The sequence below is a fragment of the Aeromonas sp. s10 genome, from assembly GCF_040907975.1.
Classification (GTDB): domain Bacteria; phylum Pseudomonadota; class Gammaproteobacteria; order Enterobacterales; family Aeromonadaceae; genus Aeromonas; species Aeromonas caviae.
On record NZ_JBFOCV010000001.1, the window covers coordinates 1 to 7,138 of the forward strand.

The 7,138-nt window shown below is 63.2% G+C and carries 9 protein-coding genes; 2 read left to right on the forward strand and 7 right to left on the reverse strand.

What is annotated here, in order from left to right; translation table 11 throughout:
- Positions 1–38 precede the first annotated feature (38 nt).
- From AB5Y59_RS00005 to AB5Y59_RS00030, 6 genes are all read right to left on the reverse strand, one after another.
- A complete protein-coding gene (locus tag AB5Y59_RS00005) occupies positions 39–1,022 on the reverse strand; it encodes an MDR family oxidoreductase (protein WP_201969305.1) in 984 nt (327 codons plus the stop codon).
- Positions 1,023–1,074: 52 nt separating this feature from the next.
- Positions 1,075–1,710, reverse strand: coding sequence for a TetR/AcrR family transcriptional regulator (locus AB5Y59_RS00010; protein ID WP_201969304.1), 636 nt, complete (start codon positions 1,708–1,710; stop codon positions 1,075–1,077).
- Between the two features lie 155 nt (positions 1,711–1,865).
- Entirely contained in the window at positions 1,866–2,114 is a 249-nt protein-coding gene (locus tag AB5Y59_RS00015) for a GlsB/YeaQ/YmgE family stress response membrane protein (RefSeq protein WP_043156234.1), read from the reverse strand.
- A gap of 128 nt (positions 2,115–2,242) precedes the next feature.
- Positions 2,243–2,968 carry a UDP-2,3-diacylglucosamine diphosphatase gene (gene lpxH, locus AB5Y59_RS00020; protein ID WP_201969303.1) on the reverse strand — a complete coding sequence of 242 codons (726 nt, stop codon included), beginning with the start codon at positions 2,966–2,968 and terminating at the stop codon, positions 2,243–2,245.
- A 13-nt stretch (positions 2,969–2,981) separates the two neighbouring features.
- Positions 2,982–3,668, reverse strand: coding sequence for a DUF4269 domain-containing protein (locus AB5Y59_RS00025; protein WP_103242917.1), 687 nt, complete (start codon positions 3,666–3,668; stop codon positions 2,982–2,984).
- Positions 3,658–4,155: a peptidylprolyl isomerase gene (locus AB5Y59_RS00030; RefSeq protein WP_010675220.1), complete on the reverse strand. Its 498-nt coding sequence runs from the start codon at positions 4,153–4,155 to the stop codon at positions 3,658–3,660. Before AB5Y59_RS00030 ends, AB5Y59_RS00025 begins: the two co-directional genes overlap by 11 nt.
- A gap of 191 nt (positions 4,156–4,346) precedes the next feature.
- Between AB5Y59_RS00030 and cysS the strand changes: the two genes are divergently transcribed.
- Entirely contained in the window at positions 4,347–5,723 is a 1,377-nt protein-coding gene (cysS, locus tag AB5Y59_RS00035) for a cysteine--tRNA ligase (RefSeq protein ID WP_041214950.1), read from the forward strand.
- Between the two features lie 243 nt (positions 5,724–5,966).
- On the opposite strand, the gene AB5Y59_RS00040 is transcribed toward cysS, so the two are convergent.
- Positions 5,967–6,326 (reverse strand): lysozyme inhibitor LprI family protein, encoded by a 360-nt coding sequence (locus AB5Y59_RS00040; RefSeq protein ID WP_010675218.1) that lies wholly within the window; start codon positions 6,324–6,326, stop codon positions 5,967–5,969.
- Positions 6,327–6,421: 95 nt separating this feature from the next.
- On the opposite strand from AB5Y59_RS00040, the gene AB5Y59_RS00045 reads away from it, so the two are divergent.
- Entirely contained in the window at positions 6,422–7,036 is a 615-nt protein-coding gene (locus AB5Y59_RS00045) for a hypothetical protein (RefSeq protein WP_368211209.1), read from the forward strand.
- Positions 7,037–7,138 lie beyond the last annotated feature (102 nt).

Consider the following 7,138-nt stretch of genomic DNA (forward strand, 5'->3'; position numbering starts at 1 on the left):
GACCTGGTCAGGCGAGCCGGCTCATATCGCGTCAGTCATCACCCCTGGACATTGACCAGGATCCGGCCGCGCACCTGGCCTGCCAGGAAGGCATCCCCCAGGGTCACGACCTGGGAGAGAGGCACTTCCCGGGTGAGGAGATGGAGGCGGGTCAGGTCGAGATCCTCGGCCAGTCGGGCCCAGGCCTGCTGGCGCTGCGGGCGCGGTGCCATCACGCTGTCGATGCCATAGAGGGTAACGCCGCGCAGGATGAATGGCATGACGGTGGAGGGGAAGTCCATCCCTCCCGCGAGACCGCAGGCGGCCACGGCGCCGCCGTAGCGGGTAGTGGCGCAGGCATTGGCCAGGGTGTGGCTGCCGACGGTGTCGATGACGCCGGCCCAGCGTTCCTTGCCCAGCGGGCGTCCCGGCGCGGCCAGTTCGGCGCGATCGATCACCTCGGCGACGCCGAGGGACGTCAGATAGTCGGCCTCGTGCAGCCGCCCGGTGGCGGCCACCACTCGATAGCCCAGCTTGGCCAGGAGGGTGATCGCCACGCTGCCCACGCCGCCGTTGGCGCCCGTCACCAGAATGTCACCGTCACCGGGGGTGATGCCGTGCTTCTCCAACGCCATCACGCAGAGCATGGCGGTGTACCCTGCGGTGCCGATGGCCATGGCGTCCCGGGGCTGGAAGCGCTCAGGCAGGGCGACCAGCCAGTCGCCCCGGACCCGTGCCCGCTCTGCCAGCCCGCCACTGTGGGTCTCGCCCACGCCCCATCCGTTGAGCACCACCTTGTCGCCGGGGTGCCAGTCGGGATGCTGGCTCTCCAGCACGGTACCGGCAAAGTCGATGCCGGGGATCAGAGGGAAGCGGCGTACCACGGGGGCGGCGCCGGTGAGGGCCAGGCCATCCTTGTAGTTGAGGGAAGACCACTGTACCGCCACGGTCACATCCCCGGCAGGCAATATCTCCTCGGAGAGGCTCTGGTAGCTGGCGCGATAACCCGCCTCGTCTTTCTCGATCAGAATACCGTTGAACATCTTGTCTACTCCCATTAATTGGACTGACTGACTATTAATCTTCGTAAAAAATCTATTTGGCCAAGGTCATGAAAAAGCGGAGAAAAGAGAGCATGGGCTCGGTATCGCCCACCAGGCGTGCGCGCAGTACGGCCCCTTCCCAGCCGATCCAGAACTGATGGGCGAGGGCAGGGCAGTCACATTCAGGGGGCAGCTCCCCCGCCGTCACCGCATCCCTCAGGCAGCGGGCGAGCAGCGCCTCCCAGTCGAGGAGGATCTGCTCGAGGCGCAGGCGCAGCTCGGGGGACAGTTGCACCACCTCCTGACCCAGGTTGCCCACAAGGCAGCCTCGCTGGAACGCATAACGGGTCATGCCCCGGCAGGCGCTGTCGACGAAGGCGACAAGACGGGCCAGGGGGGGCAGGCTCTCATCCTCCAGATAGCGCGTCAGCTTGCGGCAGAAGTAATGGTGATAGGCATCCATGACCGCCAGGGTGAAGTCGTGCTTGGTGGCGAAGTAGTGATAGAAGGAGCCCTTGGGGATCCCGGTCGACTGCAACACCCGCTCGATGGAGGTGGCGGCGATTCCCTGCTCGGTCAGCAGCTCCATGCCCCGGCGGATCAACAGATCCCGGGTATCGGCATAGGTGTGCCCGTGCTGGGCAGGGCGGCCGCGAGGGCGGCGAGGCAGAGCGTCGCTGGTTGGCATGGGGGTTATTAGACGCCTCAACTAGAAATGATGCAAGCCCGGCGCCGGGCTAAGGCTCGGGGGATGAGATCGGGTGGTCTTGGCAAGATGGAGCCAGCGGGGCAGAAAACAGCGAGGGCGCCATTGGCGCCCTCTCATCGATGGGTGGCTGGGTCTCAACTGCGCAGCTTGTTGTAGACAAACAGCACGATCAGGGCGCCAACGGTGGCGATGATGATGCTCGGCAGGTTGAAGCCGGTGACCGTTCCCATCCCGAACAGGGTGCTGACATAGCCCCCCACCATGGCACCGACCACCCCCAGGATCACCGTCATGAAGAAACCGCCGCCATCCTTGCCCGGCATGATCCATTTGGCCAGGATGCCGACGATCAGCCCCAGTACCACCCAAGTAAGAAATCCCATGGTCATCTCCTCGTTATGTGCAGAGAACCAGAGTATATGCAGGGATCCTGCTTGTATCCCGCCACAGCACGGCGTGAGTCAGAAACGGTCATATGAGACTCGCTCATGACCATGGCAGGCAGAGGGCCTCAGCCGAGCGCGCGGGTGTCGAGGCGCTGCCCGGCGGGGGAGCAGACCAGCACCGATCCCTGCTCGAACCAGTCCCCCAGCACGATGCGCCGCGCTGCACGCCCATCCAGAGTGAAGTCGTGGATGGCGGGCCTGTGGGTGTGACCGTGGATCATCAGGCGGCAGCCGTGCTGGCGCAGCATCTCGTTTACCGCCTCCGGGGTCACGTCCATGATGATCTGGCTCTTGTGGGCATTCTCCATCTGGCTCTGGCCGCGCATTTTGTGGGCGATGGCCTGGCGGCGCGAGAGCGGCAGGCGCAGGAAGAGCCAGCGCAGCCACTTCTGTTGGGTGATGCGGCGAAACTTCTGGTAGCCCTCATCCCGGGTGCAGAGCAGATCCCCGTGGCTCAGCAGCACCCGCTCGCCGTACAGCTCGATGACACAGGGGTCGCCAAGCAGGGTCATGCCGGCCCGTTTGGCAAACTGGCGCCCCAAGAGGAAGTCGCGGTTGCCGTGAATGAAATAGAGGGGCACCCCCTGCTGGCTCAGGGCGAGAAAGGCATCGGCCACCTCGCGGTGGAGCGGGTTGGGGTCGTCGTCCCCAATCCAGAATTCGAACAGATCCCCCAGCACATAGAGGGCGTCGGCACCGGGCGCGTCTTCGGCCAGAAAGCGCACCAGGGCCGCCGTCATGTCGGGCCTGCCTTGGCTGAGGTGAATGTCACTGATAAAGAGGGTGCTCATGAGTTCCTGGGCATCATGGTAAGAGAGTCCCGCCTGGGTGCGGACAAGGCCTGTGACCTTGCTCGTCGAGCGGGTGGGGGAGGGAAGGGCAGCAGAGCCCCGCAAGGTTGACGCCCTCCAGGGTCAGCAACGCCTCGTAAGGGTCGCCGGACAGGCCCAGCAGGCGGCACATGGCCGCTTCCCCCTTGAGCCCTTCATCAACACGCAGGCGCAGCACTTCCCGGTGGAAGGGGGCGCCAAAGCGCTCAAGCAGGGCGGCCATCAGGCTGAGGTGGCGCCAGCCATGACACGCCTCGAGGGGATCAGGGGTGAGGTAGAGCTCGACTGGCCAGCACTGGCCATCTGGCCCGTGGCGTCGCTGCTCGGCGATCCAGACCTGCTCGCCCTTGCTTCGCACCTGCCAGCCTTGTGCTGCCAGTGTCGCGGCAAGGAAGGCCGGGGCCGGATGCTGGCAGAGGATGTCGAGATCGCTGCCGGGCCTATCCAGCCCGATGGCGATCGTGCTCACCAGGGCCAGATCGTTGCACAGGGGGCCAAGCTCATCCCACAGGCCGCCGCTCAGCAGGGCGTGGGCCGAGCGCTGACGTTCGTTGCCCTGGGCCAGATAGTCGAGGCGGCGCCAGTTGGGGGCGGCAGATGGAAAAACTGCGGCCGGGGCCGCAGTGGTATCAGAGCCTGGCCGGCAGGGATTACTCGGCAAGGGTCACCTTGGTGATGACGACGTCTTCGGTCGGAACGTCCTGGTGCATGCGGCCGTAGTTGCCGGTCTTCACGCCCTTGATCTTGTTGACCACGTCCATGCCGGCGGTCACTTCACCGAACACGCAGTAGCCGAAGCCCTGGGTGGTGGCGGACTTGAAGTCCAGGAAGTCGTTGTTGTTCACGTTGATGAAGAACTGGGCGCTGGCGGAGTGCGGCTCCATGGTGCGGGCCATGGCGATGGTGCCGACCTTGTTGGACAGACCGTTGGCCGCCTCGTTCTTGATGGGAGCGCGGGTCTCTTTCTCTTCAAAGCCCGGGGCATAGCCGCCACCCTGGATCATGAAGCCGTCGATGACGCGGTGGAAGATGGTGTTGTCGTAGTGACCGTCACGGCAGTATTGCAGGAAGTTGGCCACGGTCTCCGGGGCTTTTTCCGCGTTCAGGGTCAGGGTGATGTCGCCGTGGTTGGTGTGCAGAGTAACCATGAGTTGTCCTTTCATTTTGACGCGGGCAGCAAGGTGCCCGCAGGTGTATGGCATAAAGTGGTGGCAATTCTAGCCCATCAAGGCCCTGCGGCATAGATGGCAGGGGGGAGAGGGGGCTTTTTCTGCCTCGTTTTCTATACCGGATGCGGTTAGAATGGCAGGCCATTTTACTCACAGGCAGTGGTCATAAGATGCTGAAGATATACAACACACTCACTCGTCAAAAAGAAGAATTCAAACCTATCCACCCGGGCAAGGTGGGCATGTATGTGTGTGGCGTCACTATCTATGATCACTGTCATATCGGCCATGGCCGCACCTTCGTCGCCTTCGACGTCGTCGCTCGCTACCTGCGTTATGCAGGATACGACCTCACCTATGTGCGCAACGTCACCGACGTGGACGACAAGATCATCAAGCGCGCCGCCGAAACGCACGTGACCTGTGACGATCTCACCGAGCGCCTCATCGGCGACATGCACCAGGATTTCGACGCCCTCGGCATGGTGCGTCCGGACATCGAACCCCGCGCCACCCAGCACATCGGCGAGATCATCGCCCTGGTTGAAACCCTGCTGGAAAAAGGGCACGCCTACGTGGCGGACAACGGCGATGTGATGTTCATCGTCGAGTCCTACGCCGACTACGGCAAGCTCTCGGGCCAGGATCTGGAGCAGTTGCAGGCCGGCGCCCGTGTCGACGTGGTGGATGCCAAGCGCAACCCGCTCGACTTCGTGCTGTGGAAGATGTCCAAGCCCGGCGAGCCGACCTGGGACAGCCCCTGGGGCCCGGGTCGCCCTGGCTGGCACATCGAGTGCTCCGCCATGAACTCCAAGCACCTTGGCAACCACTTCGACATCCACGGCGGCGGCTCCGATCTGCAGTTCCCGCACCACGAGAACGAGATTGCCCAGTCCTGCTGCGCCCACGGTGGCGACTACGTCAACACCTGGATGCACAGCGGCATGGTGATGGTGGATAAAGAGAAGATGTCCAAATCCCTTGGCAACTTCTTCACCATCCGTGATGTGCTGGCCCACTACGACGCCGAAACCGTCCGTTACTTCCTGATGTCCGGCCATTACCGCAGCCAGCTCAACTACTCGGAAGACAACCTCAAGCAGGCCCGCGCCGCCCTGGAGCGCATGTACACCGCCCTGCGCGATCTGCCGGCGGCGGCCGCCGCCGGTGGTGACGAGCAGGTGGCTCGCTTCGTTGATGCCATGGACGACGACTTCAACACCCCGGAAGCCTACTCCGCCCTGTTCGATCTGGTGCGCGAGATCAACCGCCAGAAAGCCGAAGACATCGCTGTCGCCGCCGGCCTCGGTGCCCGTCTGCGGGAGCTGGGCGCCGTGCTCGGCATCCTGCAACAAGACCCCGAGGCTTTCCTCAAGGGTGACGAAGCAGACGAAGAGGTCGCCGAAATCGAGCGCCTGATCGCCGAGCGCAATCAGGCCCGCGCCGACAAGAACTGGGCTGCGGCGGATGCCGCCCGTAACCGCCTCACCGAGATGGGCATCGTGCTGGAAGACAGCGCCGGCAAGACCAGCTGGCGCCGTGCCTAATGCCGGCGGCGCTGCTCGCGCCAACAGGTTGATCCAATAAAAAAACCGCAGCCCTTGGGCTGCGGTTTTTGTTTGTGGCTTTTCCCTCGACACCTCTTAAGCCTCGGCATCCTTCGGTCTGATCCCCTCGCCCCTTGGGGGAGAGGGTCAGGGTGAGGGGGCTCGCATCATTACTCACCGGAGTGCCTGCAAGCCGTCTGTTGCTTGCCCCCAGTTCCTACCTGATCTGGTTGGCTCCTCTGATCACGGCTGGTCTGGCAGTGTGTTCAGGTCTTTGGTGCGCGCCTCGGTCAACTGGGTGAGACAACTGCTGTGGACCATGGGCGCCATTGATCCCCCTTCATAGACGCCGGCCTCGTAACGGCACTGGGCATCGCGAAAGGCGATCCAGGCCCGTTGCGCGGTTCTCAGCCTCTCCAGCTGTGCCTTCTCCAGGGAGGCAACCCGCTTTTTATAGGCGGCATTGAGCTTGGCATCGGCTCGCTGGTAATCCTGAAACGCACAGATGTTCATGTCGGTTTGTGTCACCGGCGCAGTACAATCCTGTTCGGCCTGAACGGCAGTGGTTGCCAGCAAGAGCAACAGGGCGGGATAGGGTCTCAAGAGGCAGTTCCTTTGTGGTAGGGAGAGGGCCAATATACGGCATAAACCGGCCCGATGGCGGCTCTGTTTTTCAAGAATAACAAGGAGATGACGTCATGAAGTTGAACTGGAGGCCGTTTCTGGCCCTGCCTCTGCTGGCGTCCGGGCTGTCTGTGGCCGCCACTGCCCCCGATATGCAGGCCCAAGTACGGGCCAAGGTGGCCCAGTTTCTCGACTGGGAGCGCCAAGTCAAACCGAGCGGCCTCTATCAGGCAGACCTGGGCGGTGCGTTGCCCAAAATCGTCTCCCCCGAGCTGCTCTGCCTGCTCAATGCTGCCTCCAAGGCGCGGGAGATAGCCACTCGCGAAGCCCCGGACGAGAAGCCCCCCTTCGTCGAGGGCAACCCCTTCCTGCCCAACGCCTGGGATAACCTGCTGAGCTCGGAGATCCTCTCGTCGCGCGTCATCGCCGGCAGCCGGGATCGCAGCGAGGTCAAGGTGCGCTTCACCTTTGGCGAGCCGGGCACCCCGCTCGACACCCCCAGCGGCACCTACCGTTTTGTCAGCACCTATCTGGTGAAGGAGGGGCCGCAAGGCACCCGCATCACCGATATCGACGCTGGCGGCAACTGCGATTTCTGCCAATCCGGCAGCCTGCGCGCCGCCCTCTATGAGACACTCACCGCCTATCCCGCCGCAGGGGGAGAGCAGTGCAAGGGATTGGGGAAATAGAAATCAGGTGTATGGAGATGGTATTCACCTGACAGTTGCCCACAAAAGGGAGTGGTCATACGGCTTCAAACCGGATAACAAAACGGTACCCCTACCGTGTTA

Excerpts from the sequence above, each read along its gene's own strand:
- AB5Y59_RS00005 (WP_201969305.1), bottom strand. The coding sequence starts at position 1,022 with ATGTTCAACGGTATTCTGATCGAGAAAGACGAGGCGGGTTATCGCGCC.
- AB5Y59_RS00010 (WP_201969304.1), bottom strand. The coding sequence starts at position 1,710 with ATGCCAACCAGCGACGCTCTGCCTCGCCGCCCTCGCGGCCGCCCTGCC.
- AB5Y59_RS00015 (WP_043156234.1), bottom strand. The coding sequence starts at position 2,114 with ATGGGATTTCTTACTTGGGTGGTACTGGGGCTGATCGTCGGCATCCTG.
- lpxH (WP_201969303.1), bottom strand. The coding sequence starts at position 2,968 with ATGAGCACCCTCTTTATCAGTGACATTCACCTCAGCCAAGGCAGGCCC.
- AB5Y59_RS00030 (WP_010675220.1), bottom strand. The coding sequence starts at position 4,155 with ATGGTTACTCTGCACACCAACCACGGCGACATCACCCTGACCCTGAAC.
- cysS (WP_041214950.1), top strand. The coding sequence starts at position 4,347 with ATGCTGAAGATATACAACACACTCACTCGTCAAAAAGAAGAATTCAAA.
- AB5Y59_RS00045 (WP_368211209.1), top strand. The coding sequence starts at position 6,422 with ATGAAGTTGAACTGGAGGCCGTTTCTGGCCCTGCCTCTGCTGGCGTCC.